We start from the raw sequence: 22,725 nt of genomic DNA on the forward strand, positions 1-22,725 counted from the left end.
CAACAAAGCCCTCTTTCATTTTCCATCATAAATCACTAAATTAGCGACCTTTAGAAAAGAAGCATACAACAGTCTGATGTACAAAGAATATAAGCAGTTAAATTTACCCGAGATAGGTAAAGAGATTTTGACCCGTTGGGAACAGGAAAAAATATTCGAAAAAAGTATCAATAATCGTCCTGAAAGCAAGACCTATACATTTTTTGAAGGTCCGCCTTCTGCAAATGGAATGCCTGGAATTCACCACGTGATGGCACGTACGATTAAGGATATTTTCTGTCGTTACAAGACTTTGAAAGGTTACCAAGTGAAACGAAAAGGCGGCTGGGATACCCATGGTCTGCCCATTGAACTTGCTGTCGAAAAAGCTCTTGGAATCACAAAAGAGGATATCGGCAAAAAGATTACCGTAGAACAATATAATGACGCTTGTCGCAAGGAGGTAATGAAATATACCGATGTATGGAATGACCTAACCACCAAAATGGGCTATTGGGTTGACCTTGAACATCCTTATATTACTTACAAGAATGAATACATCGAAACCTTATGGTATTTATTGAAAGAACTTTACAAAAAAGGTCTTTTGTACAAGGGTTATACGATACAACCTTACTCTCCGGCAGCAGGTACAGGATTGAGTTCGCATGAACTTAACCAGCCCGGCACCTATAAAGATGTTAAAGATACCACCATCGTTGCAGAATTTAGACTGATCAAAAGTCAGCTTCACCCAGCTATAGAAAAATTAGTTGACGACGATGCGGAGGATGTAGCATTCATTGCCTGGACGACCACGCCATGGACTTTGCCGTCCAACACAGCCTTGGTTGTAGGCAAGAAAATAAATTATGTTAAGATCCGAACTTTCAATAAATATACCGGTGCTCCTGTATCTGTCGTATTAGCGAAAGATTTGATCAGCAAACATTTTAAAGCGGAAGGAGAAAATGCATCCTTCCAAGACTATAAATTGGGCGACAAAGTAATTCCCTGGGAGCTGGCAGCAGAATTTGTAGGCGAAGAGCTTGTTGGCTTGCGCTATGAGCAATTGTTACCCTATATCACCAACGAGGACTTACAAGAAAATGCTTTCCGCGTTATTCCAGGCGACTTTGTTACGACTGAAGACGGTACCGGTATCGTCCACGCTGCTCCTACTTATGGTGCGGATGACTTTCGTGTAGCAAAAGAACATGGTGTACCGGGCATCTTGGTGAAAGATGAAAATGGAAAAGAGGTACCTACTGTTGACCGTACTGGACGTTTTGTAAGTGAAATCACAGATTTTGCCGGAAGATTTGTCAAAGAGGAATATTACAGCGCTGAGGAACGTTCAAAAGAAGACTTCAAACCCACAGACGTGTTGATCTCTATCAAACTAAAAGAGGACAACAAAGCTTTCGATGTCAAAAAATATGAGCATACCTATCCACATTGTTGGCGTACCGACAAACCTGTTCTATACTATCCATTAGATAGCTGGTTTATCCGCACGACAGCAGTGAAGGAAGATTTGGTTGCATTAAATAAAACCATCAACTGGAAACCTGAAGCAACCGGTACCGGCCGCTTTGGAAACTGGTTAGAAAACTTAGTAGACTGGAACCTTTCGCGTTCGCGTTACTGGGGAACTCCACTTCCTATCTGGCGTTCAGAAGACGAAAATGAAGAGGTTTGTATCGGTTCCTTACCTGAATTAAAGTCTTTATTGGAAGCTTCTTTGACCTCTGATGTTTTGTCTGACGATGAAAAAGCGAAGAATAAAGCTTACTTGGATAAATTCGACACCGAGCAACTGGATCTTCACCGTCCATATGTGGACGATATCGTTCTTGTTTCTGATGCCGGACAAAAATTATTCCGCGAACCTGATCTGATCGACGTCTGGTTTGATTCGGGGGCAATGCCTTATGCGCAATGGGGATTGGATCACGAAAAATTAGCCAAAGGTGAAGAGTTTCCTTTTAAAGCTGGATTCGATCATGCATACCCGGCAGATTTTATCGCTGAAGGAGTTGATCAAACACGGGGTTGGTTTTTCACCTTGCATGCGATTTCTACGATGATGTATAAATCGGTTTCCTTCAAAAACGTGGTTTCCAATGGCTTGGTGTTGGATAAAAATGGAAATAAGATGTCCAAACGCCTAGGCAATGGTGTTGATCCATTCTCAACGATCGATCAATACAGTGCCGATGCAACACGCTGGTATATGATCAGTAATGCCGCACCATGGGACAACCTTAAATTCAATATGGAAGGGTTGGATGAAGTCCGTCGTAAATTCTTTGGTACTTTATATAATACCTACGCTTTTTTTGCATTGTATGCCAATATCGATAAGTTCTCGTATTCAGAACCAGATATTGCTTTGGAAAAACGTCCTGAAATTGACCGCTGGATTATCTCCTTGTTAAATTCGTTGACCAAGGAAGTAGATGAATACTTAGCGGATTACGAGCCTACAAAGGCCGCGCGCGCTATTCAAAACTTTGTTGATGAACATCTCAGCAACTGGTATGTCCGTCTTTGCCGTCGTCGTTTCTGGAAAGGAGATTATACAGAAGATAAAATTTCGGCCTATCAAACACTTTATACCTGTCTTGATACGATTGCGAAATTAATGTCGCCAATATCACCTTTCTTCTCGGATAGATTATTCCTGGATTTGAATTCAGCCACGAACAAGGAACAAGTTGAATCTGTTCACCTGGCGAATTTCCCGGTTTATAATGAAAGTCTAGTCGATAAAGATCTGGAAGAACGCATGGCTTTAGCGCAGGATATCTCATCGCTGACACTTTCTTTACGGAAGAAAACTTCCATCAATGTACGTCAACCATTAAACAAAATTTTGGTTCCGGTACTGGATAGTGCTTTCCAAGAAAAGGTAGAGAAAGTAAAAGATCTGATACTTTCTGAAACCAATATCAAAGATATCGAGTTCATTACAGATACCACTGGTATTATTAAGAAAAAAATAAAACCAAATTTCAAAGCTCTTGGCGCGAAAGTTGGTAAGGATATGAAGTTAGTTTCTTCGTCTATCCAATCGTTGACTATAGATCAAATCAGCACGTTGGAATCAACAGGCGAATTGGCCCTAGCAGGCACGCCATATACGATTTTACTGAGCGATGTAGAAATTATAGCAGAAGACGTTGAAGGATGGCAGGTAGCAAATCTAGGTAAATTGACCGTAGCATTAGATGTACATATCACCGAAGAATTGAAAAAAGAAGGTTTGTCAAGAGAATTGATCAACCGCCTACAAAATCTAAGGAAGGATAAAGGATTAGAAGTCACTGATAGAATTAACGTAAAGTTAACAGCTGCTTCAGAAGTGGTCAATGCTGCCAACGAAAATTTATCGTATATTTGCACCGAAATTCTGGCCGATTCATTGGTATTTGAAGATTCACTAACTGAAGGAGAGACCATCGAGATCGATGGCAAAGAACTTAAGGCATTAATCCAAAAAAATTAAATTATGGCAAACAACAACGAGAAAACACGCTATAGCGATTCAGAATTACAAGAATTCAAAGATATTATCTTGGACAAGCTTAGAATAGCAAAAGAAGAGCTTTCCTCGTTGACCGCAACGCTCAATAACAGTAATGCTAATGGTACCGACGATACTGCTGGAACGTACAAGACATTGGAAGACGGTTCAGCTACTTTAGAGAAAGAGCAAACAAATCAATTGGCTGCTCGTCAAAAGAAATTTATCGACAACCTAGAAGCGGCGTTGGTGCGCATCGAGAACAAAACGTATGGTATCTGTAGAGAGACCGGAAAACTGATTCAAAAAGAACGTTTGAAAGCTGTTCCACATACAACGTTGAGCATCGAAGCGAAAAACAAACAATATTAATTTTAGGCATTAAATATATGGTCTTTGCTTAGGCAAAGACCATTTTTATAACACAATGAAGGGTTATACGAAACCGATCGCGCTCATTATAGCGATACTTTTAATAGATCAATTGTCAAAAATATGGGTTAAGCTCACAATGACAATTGGACAAAGCCACCATGTATTGGGCAAATTTTTCCAGATTCATTTTATTGAAAACAATGGAATGGCCTATGGAATGGAATTTGGCGGTGATTATGGAAAATTATTTTTGACGGTATTTCGTATTTTAGCCGTAGCTGGTATTGGATACGGCCTACATTACATGATCAAAAATAAATATAACCGTGGTTTCATCTTAAATGTTGCCCTAATTCTTGCCGGTGCCTTAGGAAATATCATCGATTCTGCTTTTTACGGTGTCATCTTTAGTGAAAGTACCTGGTATGATAAAGCGAGTTTATTCCCCGCAGGTGGTGGTTATTCTTCCTTCCTGCACGGAAAAGTAGTCGATATGCTTTATTTCCCATTAATTCAAGGCAACTTCCCTTCTTGGGTACCCTTTTGGGGCGGTGAAGAGTTTCTCTTCTTCCGACCCGTATTCAACATTGCCGACTCGGCAATTTCTGTTGGGGTGGTTTTGATCCTGTTATTTCAAAAACGGTATTTCAAAACAGAAAAAGAAGAGAAATCCAGCATCCACAGTGAAATCGTTGAAGATTAACGAAATATCCTTAAAAGCCTTGTTAATCCCAAGGCTTTTATTTTTTGTACATATAACCCGATACAACTATCTAAACTCTACTATTAGCATGAAAAACATTAGCCTACTTCTGACATTTTGCTGCCTACTAGGAATCCAAATAGCACAGGCACAGCAGATCGAAGTTTCCAACTTAAAGAAACATATTTATTACCTCGCTGACGACAAAATGCAGGGACGGGGAACGGGCAGTAAGGAAGTATTTAAAGCTGCAGATTATATTGAAAAGGAATTCAAAAAATACAAACTTGAGCCTAAAGGTGAAAAAGGGTACCGCCAATCCTTCAAGGCCAAAGTCTGGAAAGTAAAAGTTGCAGACAGCATTCGCAATGCCGATAATATCATTGGATTTATTGACAATGGTGCAGATTTAACAGTTGTTATAGGCGCACATTACGATCACTTGGGAACAGGTCGTCAAGGAAGCTCAAAAGATTCCTTAGGAGTAGGCAAAATCCACAATGGAGCCGACGATAATGCCTCCGGTACAGCTGGTTTATTGGAGCTCGCACGTTACTTTAGCAGCAACAATGAAAAAGAACCCTACAACTTGTTGTTTATTGCTTTCGGAGCGGAAGAATTGGGATTAGTTGGTTCCAAATATTTTACGGAACACCCTACCCTACCATTGGAGAAAATCACAGCCATGCTCAATATGGACATGATCGGCCGCTATAATCCCAGCAATGGCCTTGCTGTCATCGGCTATGGAACAAGTAGTCAATGGCCAGCTATATTCAAAGATGTTCAGGCACCTATAAAATTTAATCTTAGCAAGGATGGCAACGGCGGATCTGACCAAACTTCATTCTACAAAAAGAATATACCGGTGTTGTTTTTCCATACTGGTGGACACCCGGACTACCATATGCCGACCGATGATGCCGATAAAATTGATTATAACGCTTTAAAGTCCATTTTAGATCTAGAAAAAACAGTAGTTGAAAATATCATGAAACAATCCAGTAAAATGGATTTTATATGGACCAACTAAAACAAAAAAGGCGGGTTTGTGTCTAACAAAATGTGATCATCTAGCTTTTTATATGCTCAAATGCTATAACAGCGATTAGTAAATTAGTTTGTAGACACGAATAAACTAAACAGCACACTTAAGACCCCGCAAACGAGTCTTTATAAACAGGTGCTTGAATACCATTTAATTATTGTTGATGAAAAAAATTCTAGTGACAGGATCCAATGGATTCCTTGGCCAAAAAGTCGTTGATTTACTTGCTAAAAATGACCAATATGATGTTGTTGCCATTTCAAAGGGTCCAAATCGTAACCCGAATCAAGTGAATTATGCTTTCTTTCAGGTAGACCTATCGGATCGGGAAAAATTAACAGATTTTTTATCTGCACAAACTTTTGATGCAATTGTACATACAGCAGCCATGACCAGTGTGGAAGCTTGTGAAGCGGATCAAGCAGCATGTCAATTGCTTAACGTCGATCTCGTAGCCTATTTGGCTTCCTATTGTACCGCACATCAGACCCAACTGATCCACTTATCTACGGACTTTGTATTTGATGGCAAAAAAAATGCGCCTTATGATGAAACAGATCTCCCCAATCCACAAAGTGAATATGGGAAGAGTAAATACGCTTCCGAACAAGTGCTTGTACAATCCAACTGCAATTATGCCATCCTTCGCACGATATTAGTATATGGGATCAATGCTGACCCCAATCGTTCGAATCTAGTATTATGGGCTAAAAGTAAGTTGTCGCAAAATGAACCTATAAAAGTAGTCAATGACCAATGGAGAATGCCTACCTTTGTGGATGATTTAGCTTATGCATGCCAACTCGCGATTGACCGAAAAGCGCAGGGAATATTTCATATTTCAGGAGCAGAATTAATGTCGATCAGTGAGGCTGTCTACAAAATTGCGGACTATTGGCAGCTAGACAAAGGATTGATTTCGGAGATCAGTGCTGCCAACATTGGACAGGCGGAAAACAGGCCACGGCAGACAGGCTTTGATCTGACTAAATCTAACGCTGAATTGGGTTATGTGCCGACGTCATTTATGGATTCTTTGGCAATTATAGATAATCAATTCAAAACGTTTGGACGATAATGACAAATAATGATATGATAGAAAAATTTGCGCGAGAGTCATACACTGAGATGAACGAATTGGTATTACCCAACGACACAAATACTTTTGGGAATTTGATGGGTGGCCGTTTATTGTACTGGATGGATATTTGTTCGGCTATTGCTGCCCAAAAACACTGCAGCAATGTCGTCGTAACAGTATCAGTCGACAATGTATCTTTTAAGCGCTCCATTAAACTTGGTGAGGTCGTCACGATACAAGCTCAGGTAACGCGTGCGTTTAATAGTTCTTTGGAGGTACGCATGGAAATTTTCGCTTCTAATTTACCGGAAGGCACCCGTGTAAAAACCAACGAAGCGTATTATACCTTTGTTGCTGTTGATGCGGATAACAACCCTAAAGCTGTGCCTGTATTAATTCCGGAAACAGAGTCAGAACACAAAGCATACGAAGATGCACTACAACGAAGAGAACTGCGTCTTATTCTCGCAGGGAAATTAAAGCCTGAAAATGCAAAAAAATTAAAAGCGCTGGTCAGTCTTTTTAGCCAAAAGAACTAATGCTTGATGTTCATGACTTACATACCGTGTAAATAATCAAAAAGGGAAAACGAACGTTTTCCCTTTTTGATTTATATCCCCATACACTGGGTTGATTTATTCGCGATAGCTTACGCGTTGCCAAGCGCTAAAATCCGATCAAATTCTTCTGGCTTCAAAGGCATGACAGACAAACGTCCTTGTCTGACCAAAGCGATATCCTGCAACTGCTCATCAGCCTTAATGGTTTCCAACGTAACGGATTTCTTCAGCGTCTCAACAGGTGCCAGATCCACAACGACCCAACGCTCATCATCTGTTGTCGGATCTTGATAAAATTCCTTGACGACTTTCGCCACCCCCACAACTTCTTTTCCTTCATTGCTATGGTAGAACAGGACCAGATCCCCTTCTTTCATAGCTTTGATATTATTCCTAGCTTGATAATTACGAACGCCATCCCAAAATGTACGGCCATCTTTATTAAATTGTTCCCAGCTATATTTAAATGGTTCAGATTTTACTAAGAAGTATTGCATGGTCAAATTTCTGTTAAGCGTTAAAACTATTGTTGTGGCATTAAAACTTCCATTTTATCTGCAAAATGCGCACAGTAATCACGCAAGTCGCCAATAACTTTTTCCGCCATCGGATCACCGCCTGAAGAACGGATAAAAGAGTCGCCCAATGTTTGTAGCGTTTCATAGAAAAAACGTTTCATCTCATCGTAGGGCATATCTTTAGTCCAAAGGTCGATACGCATTGAATTTTTATAATGAGAATCCCATAGGGCTAAAAACATCGCTTTTGCAGGTAATTCCTCCGCATTATTTCCATCTGTAGAAGACCACATGATATTTTCAGGTACGTTGTTTTCATCTAACTCTACCTGTAATTTTATTTCAGCTTTTTTCATTTTAATATTATTGAGCTATTTATATTGAGCTATGTTTTTTGAAACAGGAACTATATTTGCCATCGATTCACAACCTAACTCTTCTTTATTTTTAATTTTACCTCTTACCCAAAGGTTACTTTGACAATTAAACTGGTGACACAAACGACGACCAAAAATGCCAACTGTAATAACCACATTTTTTTATTTGGCTTTACAAAGACCCTAAATACAATATCAATGACTGTCAATATCAACAACAATAGGATAAATGCGCCCCAAGTAAATAAGGCCTTTTCGTCATTGGGGTTTTCCATAACAAACCAGGCAACAAGGCATGCACTAGCGATATTTAGTGGTGTAAAGCGCACAATAAATTAACGTTTTTTAAAATTACGATTTGTTCCTCCCGATTTTCCGCCTGCAGACTTACTTTTACTTTTTGCTTTTGGTTTAAATCCGGAAGCTCGTTGTGCCTCCCGCACTTCTTTCTGTTTGATAACGTATTTTTTCTCGTGAAAAGCACCTTGAAAATCAGGATCATCTTTTCGCTTTTGATTATCAATCTCGCGCGCAATATCCTGTTTTTCATGAAAGGGTGTTTTCTCTATAAAGACATCCTCTGGGAGTGCATGGACAGGGATACTTTGTTTGATCAATTTTTCGATTTTGCGAACATAATATTTCTCGGCCTCATTACAGAACGTGATAGCATCCCCTTCATTGAAAGCTCGCCCGGTACGTCCAATGCGATGTACATAATCTTCTATCACAATAGGTACTTCAAAGTTGATCACATGGCTTACATTAGAAACGTCTAGTCCACGCGCCGCCACATCCGTTGCGACCAAAATACGAATATTCCCTTCCTTAAACGCATTGATGGAGTTGATACGTGTATTCTGACCTTTATTGGCATGAATAACACGAACCTCATCTTTACCATATTTACGTTCTAAAAAGTGAAAGACATTATCTGCTACCTGCTTTGTTTTACAGAAAACAATCAATCGACTAAACGCTTCATCATCTTTCAAGAGGTGTTGAAGTAAATTCAATTTTGTCTTTTGGTTTGGAACGACATATAGCGCCTGACTTACCGTCTTGGCTGGTGTAGCTTGTTCAGATACCTCAATAATGGTTGGAAACGCCAAGAAATCACCTGCAATTTTGCGAACAAGCTCACTCATTGTTGCTGAGAACAATAAGTTCTGACGTTTGCGTGGCACAATTTCAAGTACACGATGGATCTTACTAATAAAACCCATATCCATCATCTTATCGGCCTCATCCAAGACCAAAAATTTGAGTGATTTGACAACAATGTGCCCTTCCAGGTACAAGTCCAAAAATCGACCTGGTGTTGCAACGATAATATCCACTCCTTTTTCGAGTGCTTCTATTTGAGTTTTTGGTCCTAATCCACCATAAAGTACCACTGAACGCAAATCAAGATAAGTAGAAAACAGTTTAATATTTTCTTCGATCTGCATGGCCAATTCTCTCGTTGGTGTCAAAATCAACGCACGCGCATCATTTCCCTGAGCATATTTTAGCTTCATCAGCATCGGCAAAACGAATGCCGCTGTTTTTCCTGTTCCAGTCTGAGCGATTCCCATCACATCCTGCCCGGCCAATATTGGAGTAATTGCCTTTTCTTGGATCTCTGTCGGTTGTTGATACCCCGCCTCCGCTATCGCATTTAAGATCTGTTTATTGAATTTAAAATTTTCAAATGATTGCTGCATCTTGCAAAGATAAGGAAAAGAGTCCATTTGACTTTCCTTGACAACCAATACGGTACACATTTACTTTCAATTGACATAAAAATTGGTAAAAAGCATATTATAAAGTCTAATATTTTGGTTTTTAAGAGAATTAAAGCATTTTTGTAGGGTATAAACAAACTTTTTATCAGGTTGATATGAAAAAATTATGGATGTGTTTGTTGTTTATCACAACAAGCTTTGCTGCATTTGCCGATGAGGGAATGTGGTTTTTAATGTATCTAAAGCGTCTGAATGAGTCAGATATGCAGAAAAAAGGACTTCGCTTAAGTGCCGAAGAAATCTACAGCATTAACCACTCTAGCTTAAAGGATGCAATCGTTCAATTCAATGGTGGTTGTACTGCAGAGATCGTTTCTGATCAAGGCTTGGTATTCACCAACCATCACTGTGGATATGGTGCTATTGCTGAACTTTCGACACCAGAAAATGATCATTTAACAAATGGTTTCTGGGCCAAATCCAAAAATGAAGAGTTAAAGCCCAAATCTTTGTCGGTTCGCTTTTTCGTACGCATGGATGATGTTTCAAAAAGAATCTTAGGTTTGGTCAATAACAAAATGTCTGAAGATGAACGAAAAAAAATCATTGCTGCTGAAATTGCCAAAATTCAAAAAGAGAATAGCGAAAATGGCAAGTATGTAGTTGAAGTAAAATCATTCTACCAAGGCAATGAGTATTATTATTTTGTATACCAAGATTACAATGACGTTCGTCTGGTAGGGACTCCTCCAAACAGCATCGGAAAATTTGGCGGTGATACGGATAACTGGGAATGGCCACGTCATACCGGCGATTTCTCAATTTTCCGCGTTTACGCCGATAAAAATGGTAATCCAGCGGAGTATGCACAAGACAATGTGCCTTTGAAACCTAAACATTTCCTACCTGTCAGCTTAAAAGGTGTTCAAGAAGGAGATTTCGCGATGATCTTAGGCTATCCAGGTCGTACCAATCGTTGGATGCCTTCTGGAGGAATCAATCAGAATGTTAAATTCGCTTATCCAGCTTGGGTAGAAGCGTCTAAAACAGGTATGGATGCCATGAAAAAATTCATGGATCAAGATCAGGCTGTAAAATTGAATTACGCTTCGAAATACTCTCAGGTAGCTAATTACTGGAAAAACCGTCAAGGGATGATTGATGCGTTGACATTACATAAAACTGCGGAATCTAAAGCAAAAGATGAAGCTAAATTTGACAAATGGGCAAATAAAGGTGCCAACAAAGCAGAATACGGTGATGTCATCAAAACAATCAACGAATTTTATGCTTCGACAAATGAGAAAGCTAGACATGACAACTATTTAATGGGTATGTTGCGTTCTAGTGCAATTGCAGCTTTACCGAACACAATTGGATCAGGTTTAGAAATATATACTGCTGGAGATGAAGCCAGAAGAAATGCCATTCTTCCACGTTTGAAATCTGCCATCGATGCTGGATATGAAAAAATGTACATGCCGCTGGAAGAGCAAGTATTGATTGACGAATTGAATCTTTATGCTAAAAAAGCAGGAAATATTGCTCCTTATGTTGCAGAATTGGCGGCTAAAAATAATGGTGACTTTACGGCTTATGTCAAAGAATCTGTGAAGAACAGCATCTTCGCTTCTGCTGAACGTTTGAACAATTATCTGGAGAACCCTAACGCTGAAATTTTAGCCAATGACCCATTGTATAAACTTTCTTCAGCTTTGCTTAACAGATACCGCCAAGTAGATCCGAGCTGGAAAGCACAAGACGACAAATTTGAAGGTGCTTATCGTAAATATGTTGCTGGAGTGTTGGCTTCAAATCCAAAAGGAAAATTCTATCCAGATGCGAACAGTACGTTACGTTTAACCTACGGCTCGATCAAAGGCCTACCACAAGACCGCCGTAATGATGCGGACAAGAACTTTTACACAACGTTGAAAGGCACTATTGCGAAGTACAAAAAAGGCGACGAAGAGTTTGATTTACCACAGCGTTTGATGGATCTGTACAATAATAAGGACTATGGTCGTTATGCGGACAAAAAAGGATATTTACCTGTAAACTTCCTAAGTGACAATGACATAACAGGCGGAAACTCGGGGTCACCAGTAATAAATGGCAACGGTGAATTAATTGGCCTAGCTTTTGATGGGAATATTGAAGCTATGGCTGGTGATGTGATCTTCGACCACAAGCTACAACGTACAATTTCGGTTGATATCCGTTATGTATTATTTATCATCGATAAATTTGCTGGAGCAACTAACATTATTGACGAACTTAAGATTGTTGAATAGTTTTTTTTAAGCTTTTTCGATAAAAAAAAACGAAATTTATTTTCTATTTGATTCGTTTTTGTATATTTAAGGAGTGTTTAGGAAAAACCATAAAAACTAAAATTATAATTATAAAAAAATGGAAAACTACGTAAAATTAAAAGAGTTAGTAGCTTCTATCGAAGCTGATGCAGACAAGTTCTTCAACAATGGTAATTCTGCAGCTGGTACACGTGTACGTAAAGGATTACAAGAAATCAAAACTTTAGCACAAGAAATTCGTAACGAAGTTACTGCTAAGAAAAACGACGGAAAATAGTCTTTTCGGAGTTAACATAAAAAAGGCCTTTCATCTGAAAGGCCTTTTTTTATGTCCTTTATAGAAAGGTACAGGCCATCACCAAATTGTAAATCTTAATACCCAGGTAGTCTCCGAAAGAGGCCTTGAGTTTATCATAAACCTGCTTCCTGGTCAAGGGTTTATCTTTCTTCTTTAACAATATTGCCGATGAAGGGTTTACGGCTCCCAACTCCACCTTCGTTGCAAACATATTGTAATGCAGCTCTGGAACCGCCAAACCGAGAATCATTCCTGGCAGACCATTAAAGGCCGAGGGACCTCCTGTAACGGGGATTTGATCCGTATAAAAGGCGACAGCATAAATGGAATCCAGAACAAGTCCATTAGCCCTGCGGCAGGGGTAACCTGCGATTTCACGGTATTCATTCGTGATTTTCCACTTGATCTTTAATGTCGAATCTGCCACGACAACCCGCTCCCCGCCCAACTCAAAAACGGAATTAAATGCTTTACTTTTCAGATTCTGATAGCCGCTTATACCCGACTCAAAAATTCCAGACCGCATCAGCCCACTGACAACATCCGGATACTCTTCAGCAATATGCTCATAGAGGACCTCATCGTTCGAAAATGTCAGTTTCTTTTTCAGTACCTGATTTTCGGGAATCTGCCCGATCATTTCTTTGATGGAGTTGCGTGTATCCTCGTCTTTTGCATAGGCGGCATAGCGCTTGAGCAGGTTTCTAAGAAACACGGTCTTATCATAGGTAATTGTGCCTTGCGTAGGAAAATAAGCATATTGTCCAAATGCTGTGGCTCCCCAGAAAAAGACAAACAATAGGACGAGCAAATTTTTGATATCTTTCATTTTATTTCGATTTTACGAGCATTTTATTGATTTCCCAAGTGAGCTTAACCATATAATATCTGCTGATTGTATTATACCGACGTTCGGTCAGCAATGTTCCGTTTTGACTTCTGTCAAAACCTACATTCTGTTTGAAAAGGTCATTAACCATAAAGGTCATTTCCAGCTTTTCATCCTTTCTGAATTTTTTTGAGAGTGCTGGACTCAACACAAATCGTTCAAATTTTTCACTATAGACGGCTGTGGGAGCCTGATAACTATAGCTAAAATCTGCTCGCACAATAAATTTAGCTGGCAAAAAATACTTTAGATTCCCCTCAGATGAAAACGTGAATCCCTTACTATCTTCCATAGCCCCTATAGAATTATCTTGGATAAGATATCCTGGAGATAACTCGACACCAAAGTCCAAACCTTTCGTTGTCGATCGCTGTAGACTATAATTCATCCCATAACGCTGCACTTTAGCATTCGCCAAAACAGTATTGACATAGTTATAACTGTTACTAAAAGATACCGAGGGCCCTCCACCATGTCTGAGTTGAAACTTTTTCCACAACTTACCATAATACATTGGATTGATGCCAATTTGATTGTTGCTATTATGATTCAAATTTCCCCACACAAATGTCGTCTTACCCAGTGAATCAATCGTTGTATTTTGCACCAAAGCATTGTTTGTACGTGATGCACTTAAAAATATACCTATAAACTTATCTTCCAATACCGAATAGGTTCTATAGCTTAGATTCAAATTATTGGTGTAGGACGGTTTCAGATTTTCATTCCCTAAATACTCGTTCAAAGGATCCAAATTAGATCGTAAAGGTTGGATCTGGTTTAAGGAAGGTAAACCATTTGTACCCTGATATCTCAAATTGATTGATTTATTTTTTTGAATCTCATAAGTGACATCGACGGCTGGATTATAGACAAAAAATGAACGTGAAAGTTTCGAATTTTCCATCCGATTTAATTGCGACAGATTACTATTTTCGAATTTATTCGAGGCATTGACGACGAGCTTTTCCAGGGGCTTGTAATTAATTGCAAAATTATACGTGTTTTTTATCGTTTTATATAAGAAGTCATTGCTATACAAACTATCTAATCTATCAAAAGTACCGGTATTCTGATTTTTATCGAAAGACCTAACTGCGTTGTTATCCCTGTTAAGATTCAACCCATATTCAAAAGAAAAGATAATCTTTTTTGAAATCGGTTCGGAATACGCAATTTCACCACCTGTAGAAAATGAGCTATTTTTCACAAACTTCTTCTGGTTGAGAATTGAATCTCTTTCAGCATTCCCTTCTTTGTAAAATGTAAGTTTAGAAAATAAATCTTGCTCACCATCCTGTTTATTGCCCGATGTAAAATAGTTGAATGATAACGAACGGCCTTTCTTTTTAAAACGTCTTACATAGAGTGCAGAGGCATTATACTGTTCTGATCTAGAATCATTCTTAAACTTTCGCATGTTATCGTTGATCTTTTGATCAAATTGATTTACAGTCGTTGATTGGGTCTCCGAAGAATTGTTATCCTGTCTTTTGTTTGCACCTGCCCAAACTGTTAAATCCGACATCGAATCGACCTTAAATTCGTATTTCAAACCGATATTATGCTTTCTGTTTTCGTTTGATGCCAATGTGCTGCTATTGCTGGTCAATATCGTATCGCGTGCTGCATTGCGCGTGAACACGCTGCGATTTAGATCAACATCGGATCGGATATGCTTATAGTCGATCCGCCAAGCATGTTTTTTGTTTGCCGTTTTATCCGAATATAAAAATCCTGTATTCAGGGATTTGGGAATACCTTCGCCATTAAAATTATCACCTCCATCGTAATCTCCCCCCATACTATTCACCTCATCATAGCTGAGCCCGTTCTTCCCGGTATTGCTTGCAATAAAATAAGCTGAAGCTTTAAACGACTGATTAAAATAGTTCAAAAAACCCTGTCCAGCATAAAACTTATCAGTCCCTCCACCAACATCTACTTTCCCGAATATTCCGCGTCTAGCTTCCTCTTTTAGCTTCACATTGATTGTCTGCGTACGTTCACCATCATCAATTCCTGTTTTCTCAGCCTTATCAGACTTCTTTTCATAGACCTGAATTTTGTCGACCATGTCAGAGCGAATATTCCGGCTTACTAAAATGGGATCATCACCAAAGAACTCCTCCCCGTCAACAAGCATTTTCTTCACTATTTTTCCTTGGGCGGTAATTTTACCCGAGGCATCGACGGTAATCCCGGGTAAGACTTTTAACAAGTCTTCCACTTTGGCATTTTTTTCCACCTTAAAGCTTCCGGCATCATATTCCGTTGTATCACCCTTGATACTAATGGGCACGCGTCCCGTAACAATGACTTCCTCCAACAAGGTTGTGCTACTGGTCATTCCAATGGACATGTTATTGTAACGCTTCCCTGGCAGGATCTCCGCGTAATATTCTCCGTACTTCGGATAGGTTACAATAATAAAATAGTGTCCAGTATCAGGCCGCTCAAGAGAGAACTTGCCATTTTCATCTGAACGGGTAAAATTGGTCAAAATGGAATCTTTTGCTGTTAACAACATAATAGTTGCATTGTGCAACTTAAGTTGATCTTTTACGTCACTGATTTTTCCTTCAATTCGGGATTGAGCATGAACTATTCCGCATAAACAGAATAAAATAAGTAAAAGTAGTTGCCCAACTCTTTTCATAATATGGTTTTGGATAATATATAATTATATAAATAATAAAATTCGTGCACAAAACTAATATTTTGTTTCAGTTAATCTTAGTGTATCTCAAAAAAAATACAAGCCATAAAAAGCCACTAAAAACAAAACAAAAAAATTGATTAACAACACAATACAGGCGAAAAACCATAAAAAAAGCCCCTCAAAAGAAGAGCTTTTTTATCTAAACAGTTATAAATAAACAACAAATTGTATCAACAGCATCCTGTGATCTTTATAAATTGCCAAGTTCCATAATAAATTGAACAGTTTCTTTATTCATGTGCTGAGACAGTACACTTGTAATCTGATCTGTCATGGCCTTTCTCGTCATTCGTTTGACCTTGGTATTTTCAAATTTCTTTTTGTCCATCACAACGGTATTGCTGAGTTCGACTTTTGTTGCAAAATAGGAAACGTGCTGACTAGGTACAACTAAGCCTAAAATCATTCCCGGAAGACCATTGATGGACTCTGGGCCGCCGCTGATAGGAATTTCATTGCAATAGTATCCAATAACATAAATGGAGTCCGGAGTAATACCATTAGCTCTCCTGCAATTGTAGCCAGCGATCTCACGGTATTCATCTGTGATTTTCCATTTAATACGCTTCATGGAATCCTGAACGATAATTTTTTCACCTACAATATCATTGTATCTCAAAAAAGATCGGTTAGACATATTTGAAAGCGTCGCTGCATCAAAGTCTAGCGCAAGCATCATAATATACTGCTTAATCTCGGCGTCCAGGCTCTCGTCTTTTACCGACTCGAACAAAGTCTCCGTGGTATTGAATTTCATTGATTTCTTTAATACGGCACTTTCTGGTAATCTCGGTATTATACGCTCAAAAAACTGTTTAGAGTTATCATCGGCCTTAGCGATGAATTTTTTACTTACGATATTCTTCATATACATCGTCTTATCGTAGGAAATAGTTCCCGATCGACCAAACAATGTATACTGAGCTTTAAGACCTAAGGCTGAACAACAGAAGAAGAGAAAAAAGATATATTTTAACATTGTATTTCGCTTAATATTTTATAAAAACATTTTTGTAAAATCCCATGATAGTTTAAGCATATAATATCTGCGTATCGTATCATATCGACGTTGTGTAAAGACAGAAGTTGATGCCGAACGACTAAAGCCCTTGTTTTGGTTAAGAACATCGTTGATCATAAAATCCAATACCAACGATTCATTTTTCAGGAATTTCTTGCTTACACCCGGATGCAACAAAAACTGCTCAAACTTCTCATCAAAAGCTTTGGTGGCCGCCTCGTACGAGTAGGTATAATTGGTATAAACCTTAAATGTTTTGTTGAAAAAATACTCTACACTTCCGTTTGAAGCGAAAACAAAACCATTACTGTTGGTATTGCGTTCCAAACTTGATTTCATCAAACGATATTGTGGACTAAAGTTCAGGTCAAAATTTAAACCTGTCTTGGTATCTCTTTTGAAATTATACGTAAAATTAAAGTTCGTTGTATTTACTTTATTCAATTGGTGATTGAACATATTATAATTATCACTCATATTCACATAAAACTGTGGTGAGTTGGATAGGCCAAGTTTTTTGCTCAACTTGAAATAAACGCCAGACCATACGTTCAGGGAAGTATTTGTCTTACCATCAACATTATTCCAAGTATATGTATTGATCCCTTTTAGGGTATCAATATTCTGCGTAATCGGGTTCTTTTCTGTAGAAATATTACCACCGACATAGACATAGTTTCCGGTCAACACACGGAAGGAATTATAGTTCAGATTTAGTGAGTTCCTAAACGATGGTTTTAAATTTTCATTTCCCAAATAGCGATTAATCTGGTCTGAGTTATCTAAGATCGGTTGGATTTGACTTAATGAAGGCAATTGATTTTTACCGGTATAATTCATCCATAACCCCTTGGTTTTTGTAAAGGAATAGCCAGCACTTACATTTGGATTGTACGTAAAGTAACTTCTTGTAATACCTTCACTTGTATAATTATTAAACTGTTTCAGTTTGTCATTATTGAAATTATTGGCCACAGTGAACTTAAATTTTTCAGTTGTATGAACTACAGCCAATTTGTACCTATTGCTGCTTCTATCGAAATCATAGTTATTACTGAAGCGACGATCTAATTGCGTATAATTTCCGGCTCCATCAATATTGAAAGACTCCACGATGGAACTACTATTACTTTGCTCAATTCCCGTTCCCACAACAAGGTTCCAAATTTTGGATAAAGGTTCGGTATAGGAAATTGAAGCGCTTAGCACGTCACTGGTATTGTTACGCACCTTACTTTGATCTGTAGTTGAATCTGTTTTTAAGCTATAATTTCTCAGGTCCGACTTTAAATGACCAGTGCCTTTCATCTCATTTCTTTTCCATTGGCCATCGAATGTAAAAGAACGTCCTTTTTTCTTGAATTTGTGCGTAAAATAAGTGCTAAAATTAAATTCGTTGATATTATTTTTCACCAATTCACGCGTATTCTCAGCAATAGTTGTATCTGCATTTTGGCCAAACTGATAAGCTTCACGCTTGTTATCTGACCAAAGGTTCTTTCTTGATGCCCCGCCCCGTATGGTCAGGAGATTTAACGAATCTAATTTCAGGTCATATTTCAGATTAGCACGATGCTGGTCATTTTCAGAATCTACATTCTTCACTGATTTGTTATTGATCAAACCGGTCGTAATCGTTTCATCATTTCCATCGCTGCTCAATCTTCCATATTTATAGTTAATGTTGACTGTATGTTTATCCTTATCAAATTTATCCGAGAAGTTAACGCCCGAATTTATGGCCTTAGGTACACCAATAACTCCTTGTCCAGAAAAAGGATCCGTAAAATTAGACCAGCTCATCGATCCGTCATCACCATAGGACACACCTGAATCACCACCATACTTTTGTGCATCCTGCCAGTTCATGCTCGTAGTACCATTATTACCGAAAAGCCCATAAACTGATATTTTCTGCGATCCCTTAAACTTGTTCAACATCAATTGCCCCATATAGTAGTCGTCGGTTCCACCGCCAAGAAGCGCTTTTCCGAACATGCCATTTTTAGAGCCTTCTTTTAGCTTTACATTGATCGTTTGCTCACGCTGACCATCATCCACTCCTGTTCGCTCTGCCTGCTCGGATTTTTTCTCGTAAACCTGAACTTTATCCACCATATCCGATCGGATATTTCGTGTCACCAGTGTCGGATCATCACCGAAAAATTCTTCACCATCTACCAATACTTTTTTGACTGTTTTACCTTGTGCAGTAATCTTTCCAGATGCATCAACCGTGATGCCAGGCAAAGCTTTCAACAGGTCCTCAACCTTGGCATTCTTTTCAACTTTAAAACTGCCGGCATCATATTCTGTGGTATCACCTTTAATGGTGATTGGGATACGTCCAGTGACGATGACTTCTTGTAATAATGTGGCTGTATTTGTTAGGCCAATAGCCAATTTGGAGTAATCCACTCCAGATTGAATCTCCGTATAAAAATCGCCATACTTGGGATAGCTCACAATCAGTACATAATTTCCAGTATCAGGTCTGGCTAAGGAAAACAGACCATTTTCGTCCGATCGCGTAAAGCCTGTTAGTATGGAATCTTTAGCGGTCAACAACATGACTGTTGCGTCTGATAACTTTAGTTGGTCCTTTACATCACTTATTTTCCCAGCAATCTTGGATTGTCCCGAAGCCAAACCAGGAATAGCAAGAATGAAAAATAAGAGAATTCGTAAAACTCTTTTCATAAAATTGTTGGATAGTAAATTAATATCAATATATCATTAGTAGATAAAACCAATGTTTTGTTACAGTAAATTTAATTTTATTTCTTAAAAAAGAATTTTAACACCTAAGCCCCTCTTACAAGCAAAATAAGAGGCTCTTTTTGAGAAGCCCATTTCCTACACATGTATATAGAAAAATTCACTATGCTTGATAATGCCTCTTCTGTTGCATATTGATCAAACGCCACAACTGAAGACAGAAAAAGCATATCAAAACAGCAAAAGATAATTGGCCCCCAATTGCACTGTAATTTTTAAGATCCGGGGCTATGTCTGCAACTTGAATTTTGGCCATCAGATAATTATTGAACATCATGCCGCATACAGTCCCCAGAAGAAAAAATGTAATCGCATACTTTTTATTTACCAGGGCTTTCTCTTTATCTTTCTCGAGCGCAGCGATACCGTTCATGATACGTTGTTCAAAATCGTCAAATGGTATTTCTATTTTACTCATTTGCATAATTTTTTTGAATCTTTCCTGTTCCTTATCCATAATACTCCGCTTTTTTAATTAACTGACTTAAAATGATCTGCATATTTTTACGGGCCCGGTGCAAGATCACTTTCGTATTCGCTAATGTCCAGCCCATAATTTCTTTAATTTCATCCATCGACTGTTCTTCGAGATAGAACAGGCGTAATGCAACAGACTCGCGAGCGGGCAAAATAGTGAGTGCATCGTTTATCATTTCTTTTCTTTCGTGGTCTATTATTTCATCCAATACAGAATCTTCATGCGACATGTCATGATGGGATAGATCAAAATTGACCAGCTCCAGTTTCTTATGACGAATAGCATTAAAAGCAACATGCACAACAATTCGGTAAAACCAGGTACTAAATTTCGATTTCCCTTTAAAGGAAGACAGCGATTGATAGCATTTTATAAATGCATCCTGAACGACATCTTCTGCCAAATGCTCTTCCTTCACAATGGAAAGAGCGACAGAAAATGCCATATCCTTATACGTTTTTATAAAATAACGATAGGATTCCACATCGCCTGATAGAACTTTTCGAATATAGATTTCATCCATTGGCGGGTTAAATATCGCGTTTTTTATCCAATCGGTTAGCAATTATCATTGCAACACCCGCAGAAATAATCAAAATTGCGACGGCAAGTGAATCGGGCAAATCAGTATTCATGTAGTTGTCCAAAATTCCCACAATGAACAATCCTATGCCTATACCAAGCACCAAAATCCCGGGCTTTTGCCAATCTAGCGACTCTCTTTTCTTATGTTCACCCGGAATCTGAACAGCGACACTCCGATACCGCATAATAAAATAAACACATAAGGTGATACATGTAAATAGTCCGATTCCTAAAATGGCTCCTACTGTTTGCTTTTCCATAATGATTTGAATTAGTTTTCACATTAGTCGCAACCATTCCCGAAAAGGTTACAACAAATTGAGTTAAATGTATCGATTTGTGTAAATTTGTTTCAAACACAAACAATATGCAAAACATTAAAGAATATGTAGAAGCAAACAAGCAACGTTTTTTGGATGAGTTGTTTGATTTATTGCGTTTACCATCAGTAAGTGCCGATCCTAAATTTAAAGGAGATGTCGAAAAGACTGCTGAATTTGTTGCTCAGAAATTGCGTGAAGCCGGAGCCGACAATGTAGAAGTTTGTCCTACCGCTGGTAATCCAATCGTTTATGGAGAAAAAATCATCGATCCGGCACTTCCTACAGTGTTGACATATGGTCATTACGACGTACAACCTGCTGATCCATATGAGTTGTGGGATACCCCTCCTTTCGAACCGACAGTCCGTGATGGCAAAATCTATGCACGTGGGTCTGCCGATGATAAAGGTCAGTTTTACATGCATGTAAAAGCCTTCGAATACATGATTAAAAATGATGCATTAGCATGCAACATCAAATTTATGATTGAAGGAGAAGAGGAAGTAGGCTCGGTCAATTTGGGTACCTTCGTAAAAGAAAATACTGAAAGACTGAAAGCCGATGTTATTGTGATTTCTGATACATCGATGATCAGCATGGCCCAACCATCGTTAGAAACTGGCTTACGTGGACTTTCTTATGTTGAAGTTGAAGTCACGGGGCCTAATAGAGATTTACACTCCGGCGTATATGGTGGAGCAGTAGCCAATCCGGCGACGATATTGGCAAAACTGATTGCATCATTACATGACGAAAATAATCATATCGCTATCCCTGGGTTTTATGATGATGTTGTCGAATTGACGGCTGAAGAACGTAAAGCATTAAATGAAGCACCTTTTGACATTGAAGAATACAAAACCGACCTGGGTATCCAAAATATCTGGGGAGAAAAAGGTTACACGACATTGGAACGCACCGGTATTCGACCAACCTTAGAAGTAAATGGCATTTGGGGTGGTTATATCGGTGAAGGCGCCAAAACGGTATTACCTTCAAAAGCGAATGCAAAAATTTCAATGCGTCTTGTACCTAACCAAAACTCGCACCGTATTACGGAGCTTTTCAAAAAACATTTTGAATCTATTGCACCAGATTATGTGAAAGTAGAGGTTAAACCTCATCATGGTGGTGAGCCTGTCGTCACACCGACCGACAGTGTTGCGTACAAAGCGGCAGAAAAAGCCCTCCATGACACCTTTGGTGTTAAACCTATTCCAACGCGCGGTGGTGGTTCGATCCCAATCGTCGCTCTTTTTGAAGAAGTATTGGGTTTAAAGACTGTACTCTTGGGCTTCGGACTAGATAGTGACAACCTACATTCTCCAAATGAAAAGTATGGTATTGAAAATTACCTTATGGGCATATCAACAATTCCTTTATTTCATAAATATTACGCGGAACTAAGCAAATAATTTA

General features: G+C 38.7%; 20 protein-coding genes. 9 read left to right on the plus strand and 11 right to left on the minus strand.

Annotation, left to right across the window (positions count from 1 at the left end; translation table 11 throughout):
- The first annotated feature begins 76 nt into the window (after positions 1-76).
- From ileS to OK025_RS03545, 6 genes are all read left to right on the plus strand, one after another.
- Complete coding sequence (ileS, locus tag OK025_RS03520) at positions 77-3,490, plus strand: isoleucine--tRNA ligase (RefSeq protein WP_120333468.1); 3,414 nt, start codon at positions 77-79, stop codon at positions 3,488-3,490.
- A gap of 3 nt (positions 3,491-3,493) precedes the next feature.
- Positions 3,494-3,880: a TraR/DksA family transcriptional regulator gene (locus OK025_RS03525; RefSeq protein ID WP_046674049.1), complete on the plus strand. Its 387-nt coding sequence runs from the start codon at positions 3,494-3,496 to the stop codon at positions 3,878-3,880.
- 55 nt (positions 3,881-3,935) lie between these two features.
- Positions 3,936-4,586: a lipoprotein signal peptidase gene (locus OK025_RS03530; protein WP_294184090.1), complete on the plus strand. Its 651-nt coding sequence runs from the start codon at positions 3,936-3,938 to the stop codon at positions 4,584-4,586.
- Between the two features lie 88 nt (positions 4,587-4,674).
- Positions 4,675-5,619: a M20/M25/M40 family metallo-hydrolase gene (locus OK025_RS03535; protein WP_075991119.1), complete on the plus strand. Its 945-nt coding sequence runs from the start codon at positions 4,675-4,677 to the stop codon at positions 5,617-5,619.
- A 178-nt stretch (positions 5,620-5,797) separates the two neighbouring features.
- A complete protein-coding gene (locus OK025_RS03540; RefSeq protein ID WP_317668356.1) occupies positions 5,798-6,712 on the plus strand; it encodes an NAD(P)-dependent oxidoreductase in 915 nt (304 codons plus the stop codon).
- A gap of 14 nt (positions 6,713-6,726) precedes the next feature.
- A complete protein-coding gene (locus OK025_RS03545) occupies positions 6,727-7,254 on the plus strand; it encodes an acyl-CoA thioesterase (RefSeq protein ID WP_120261652.1) in 528 nt (175 codons plus the stop codon).
- Positions 7,255-7,364: 110 nt separating this feature from the next.
- Here the strand turns inward: OK025_RS03545 and OK025_RS03550 are convergent, their stop codons facing one another.
- From OK025_RS03550 to OK025_RS03565, 4 genes are all read right to left on the minus strand, one after another.
- Positions 7,365-7,772, minus strand: coding sequence for an EVE domain-containing protein (locus OK025_RS03550; protein WP_075991117.1), 408 nt, complete (start codon positions 7,770-7,772; stop codon positions 7,365-7,367).
- A gap of 26 nt (positions 7,773-7,798) precedes the next feature.
- Positions 7,799-8,149 carry a gliding motility protein GldC gene (gene gldC / locus OK025_RS03555; RefSeq protein WP_088160288.1) on the minus strand — a complete coding sequence of 117 codons (351 nt, stop codon included), beginning with the start codon at positions 8,147-8,149 and terminating at the stop codon, positions 7,799-7,801.
- A 104-nt stretch (positions 8,150-8,253) separates the two neighbouring features.
- The gene (locus OK025_RS03560; RefSeq protein WP_075991115.1) at positions 8,254-8,499 is read right to left on the minus strand and encodes a hypothetical protein; all 246 of its coding nucleotides are present in this window, start codon (positions 8,497-8,499) and stop codon (positions 8,254-8,256) included.
- A 6-nt stretch (positions 8,500-8,505) separates the two neighbouring features.
- Complete coding sequence (locus tag OK025_RS03565; protein WP_286770814.1) at positions 8,506-9,876, minus strand: DEAD/DEAH box helicase; 1,371 nt, start codon at positions 9,874-9,876, stop codon at positions 8,506-8,508.
- Positions 9,877-10,052: 176 nt separating this feature from the next.
- Between OK025_RS03565 and OK025_RS03570 the strand changes: the two genes are divergently transcribed.
- Positions 10,053-12,191: a S46 family peptidase gene (locus OK025_RS03570; protein WP_317668357.1), complete on the plus strand. Its 2,139-nt coding sequence runs from the start codon at positions 10,053-10,055 to the stop codon at positions 12,189-12,191.
- A gap of 118 nt (positions 12,192-12,309) precedes the next feature.
- Positions 12,310-12,489, plus strand: coding sequence for a hypothetical protein (locus tag OK025_RS03575; RefSeq protein WP_046674057.1), 180 nt, complete (start codon positions 12,310-12,312; stop codon positions 12,487-12,489).
- A 58-nt stretch (positions 12,490-12,547) separates the two neighbouring features.
- Here OK025_RS03575 and OK025_RS03580 read toward each other — a convergent pair whose 3' ends face one another.
- The 7 genes from OK025_RS03580 to OK025_RS03610 all read right to left on the minus strand — a co-directional run bounded on the left by OK025_RS03580 (position 12,548) and on the right by OK025_RS03610 (position 21,243).
- Positions 12,548-13,339 (minus strand): GLPGLI family protein, encoded by a 792-nt coding sequence (locus tag OK025_RS03580; RefSeq protein WP_317668358.1) that lies wholly within the window; start codon positions 13,337-13,339, stop codon positions 12,548-12,550.
- A gap of 1 nt (position 13,340) precedes the next feature.
- Positions 13,341-16,058 carry an outer membrane beta-barrel protein gene (locus OK025_RS03585; protein ID WP_317668359.1) on the minus strand — a complete coding sequence of 906 codons (2,718 nt, stop codon included), beginning with the start codon at positions 16,056-16,058 and terminating at the stop codon, positions 13,341-13,343.
- Positions 16,059-16,311: 253 nt separating this feature from the next.
- On the minus strand, positions 16,312-17,100 hold the full coding sequence (locus OK025_RS03590) for a GLPGLI family protein (RefSeq protein ID WP_317668360.1): 789 nt from the start codon (positions 17,098-17,100) through the stop codon (positions 16,312-16,314).
- An 18-nt stretch (positions 17,101-17,118) separates the two neighbouring features.
- Complete coding sequence (locus tag OK025_RS03595) at positions 17,119-19,842, minus strand: outer membrane beta-barrel protein (protein ID WP_317668361.1); 2,724 nt, start codon at positions 19,840-19,842, stop codon at positions 17,119-17,121.
- 181 nt (positions 19,843-20,023) lie between these two features.
- A complete protein-coding gene (locus tag OK025_RS03600; RefSeq protein ID WP_317668362.1) occupies positions 20,024-20,338 on the minus strand; it encodes a hypothetical protein in 315 nt (104 codons plus the stop codon).
- A gap of 31 nt (positions 20,339-20,369) precedes the next feature.
- Entirely contained in the window at positions 20,370-20,921 is a 552-nt protein-coding gene (locus tag OK025_RS03605) for an RNA polymerase sigma factor (protein ID WP_120333476.1), read from the minus strand.
- Between the two features lie 7 nt (positions 20,922-20,928).
- Positions 20,929-21,243 carry a hypothetical protein gene (locus tag OK025_RS03610; protein WP_317668363.1) on the minus strand — a complete coding sequence of 105 codons (315 nt, stop codon included), beginning with the start codon at positions 21,241-21,243 and terminating at the stop codon, positions 20,929-20,931.
- 107 nt (positions 21,244-21,350) lie between these two features.
- On the opposite strand from OK025_RS03610, the gene OK025_RS03615 reads away from it, so the two are divergent.
- Positions 21,351-22,721, plus strand: coding sequence for a dipeptidase (locus OK025_RS03615; protein WP_317668364.1), 1,371 nt, complete (start codon positions 21,351-21,353; stop codon positions 22,719-22,721).
- Positions 22,722-22,725 lie beyond the last annotated feature (4 nt).

Source organism: Sphingobacterium sp. UGAL515B_05, assembly GCF_033097525.1.
Taxonomy (GTDB): Bacteria; Bacteroidota; Bacteroidia; order Sphingobacteriales; family Sphingobacteriaceae; genus Sphingobacterium.

Bases quoted from the DNA above. Each gene is read 5' to 3' on its own strand.
- ileS (WP_120333468.1), top strand. From the start codon at position 77: ATGTACAAAGAATATAAGCAGTTAAATTTACCCGAGATAGGTAAAGAG.
- OK025_RS03525 (WP_046674049.1), top strand. From the start codon at position 3,494: ATGGCAAACAACAACGAGAAAACACGCTATAGCGATTCAGAATTACAA.
- OK025_RS03530 (WP_294184090.1), top strand. From the start codon at position 3,936: ATGAAGGGTTATACGAAACCGATCGCGCTCATTATAGCGATACTTTTA.
- OK025_RS03535 (WP_075991119.1), top strand. From the start codon at position 4,675: ATGAAAAACATTAGCCTACTTCTGACATTTTGCTGCCTACTAGGAATC.
- OK025_RS03540 (WP_317668356.1), top strand. From the start codon at position 5,798: ATGAAAAAAATTCTAGTGACAGGATCCAATGGATTCCTTGGCCAAAAA.
- OK025_RS03545 (WP_120261652.1), top strand. From the start codon at position 6,727: ATGATAGAAAAATTTGCGCGAGAGTCATACACTGAGATGAACGAATTG.
- OK025_RS03550 (WP_075991117.1), bottom strand. From the start codon at position 7,772: ATGCAATACTTCTTAGTAAAATCTGAACCATTTAAATATAGCTGGGAA.
- gldC (WP_088160288.1), bottom strand. From the start codon at position 8,149: ATGAAAAAAGCTGAAATAAAATTACAGGTAGAGTTAGATGAAAACAAC.
- OK025_RS03565 (WP_286770814.1), bottom strand. From the start codon at position 9,876: ATGCAGCAATCATTTGAAAATTTTAAATTCAATAAACAGATCTTAAAT.
- OK025_RS03570 (WP_317668357.1), top strand. From the start codon at position 10,053: ATGAAAAAATTATGGATGTGTTTGTTGTTTATCACAACAAGCTTTGCT.
- OK025_RS03575 (WP_046674057.1), top strand. From the start codon at position 12,310: ATGGAAAACTACGTAAAATTAAAAGAGTTAGTAGCTTCTATCGAAGCT.
- OK025_RS03580 (WP_317668358.1), bottom strand. From the start codon at position 13,339: ATGAAAGATATCAAAAATTTGCTCGTCCTATTGTTTGTCTTTTTCTGG.
- OK025_RS03585 (WP_317668359.1), bottom strand. From the start codon at position 16,058: ATGAAAAGAGTTGGGCAACTACTTTTACTTATTTTATTCTGTTTATGC.
- OK025_RS03590 (WP_317668360.1), bottom strand. From the start codon at position 17,100: ATGTTAAAATATATCTTTTTTCTCTTCTTCTGTTGTTCAGCCTTAGGT.
- OK025_RS03595 (WP_317668361.1), bottom strand. From the start codon at position 19,842: ATGAAAAGAGTTTTACGAATTCTCTTATTTTTCATTCTTGCTATTCCT.
- OK025_RS03600 (WP_317668362.1), bottom strand. From the start codon at position 20,338: ATGAGTAAAATAGAAATACCATTTGACGATTTTGAACAACGTATCATG.
- OK025_RS03605 (WP_120333476.1), bottom strand. From the start codon at position 20,921: ATGGATGAAATCTATATTCGAAAAGTTCTATCAGGCGATGTGGAATCC.
- OK025_RS03610 (WP_317668363.1), bottom strand. From the start codon at position 21,243: ATGGAAAAGCAAACAGTAGGAGCCATTTTAGGAATCGGACTATTTACA.
- OK025_RS03615 (WP_317668364.1), top strand. From the start codon at position 21,351: ATGCAAAACATTAAAGAATATGTAGAAGCAAACAAGCAACGTTTTTTG.